Raw genomic sequence first — 754 nt, 5'->3', positions numbered from 1 at the left:
CGTAAAGGTCTCTTCGATCTTGTCGCCGACATTCAATTGATTAAACGCGCTGTTAGCGGTAAATACCCAGTGGCCATTGGCATCAATGGTTAGATTGCCATGTGTACCAGTGAGCGAACTTGGTGTGAAGGTGTTGTCTTGGTTATCGATATCGCTGCTGGTCAGAGTTCCTGAAGTCGTGACGGCTTTATCTGTCTCATCGACAGCCACAGTCGCACTACTAACCGTCGCGGCATCGTTTGTGCCGTTGATGGTGACCTTAACAGTCGATGGTGTACCATCCACAGAAGCAACCGTAAAGGTCTCTTCGACTTTATCACCAACGTTCAATTGATTAAACGCGCTGTTGGCGGTGAAGGTCCATTGGCCATTAGCACCAATGGTGAGGTTGCCGTTGGTGCCAGTAATCGAATCCGGTGTGAATGCGTTATCTGGATTATCCACGTCGGTACTGGTGAGAGCTCCTGATGTCGTTACCGCTTTGTCAGTTTCATCGATAGCGACGGTCGCACTGCTGACAGTAGCGGTGTCGTTAGTACCGTTGATTGTCACCTTGATAGTGGACGGTGTTCCATCAACAGACGACACCGTGAAGGTTTCTTCTACTTTATCGCCGACGTTTAACTGATTAAACGCGCTGCTCGCGGTGAACACCCAATGACCATTAGCATCGATAGTCAGGTCACCGTTGGTACCTGAAATCGAATCCGGTGTGAATGCATTATCTGGATTATCCACGTCAGTACTGGTCAAC

1 protein-coding gene is annotated in these 754 nt (G+C 49.1%); it reads right to left on the bottom strand.

What is annotated here, in order from left to right:
* Positions 1-754: VCBS domain-containing protein (locus A6D97_RS07175; protein ID WP_206208214.1), on the bottom strand; the 754-nt coding region annotated here is incomplete at both ends.

It is taken from the genome of Vibrio sp. ZF57 (assembly GCF_001691235.1).
Lineage (GTDB): Bacteria > Pseudomonadota > Gammaproteobacteria > Enterobacterales > Vibrionaceae > Vibrio > Vibrio crassostreae_C.
The sequence above is the reverse complement of the archived record's forward strand: the minus strand, read 5'-3'. Positions and strand labels throughout refer to the sequence as shown.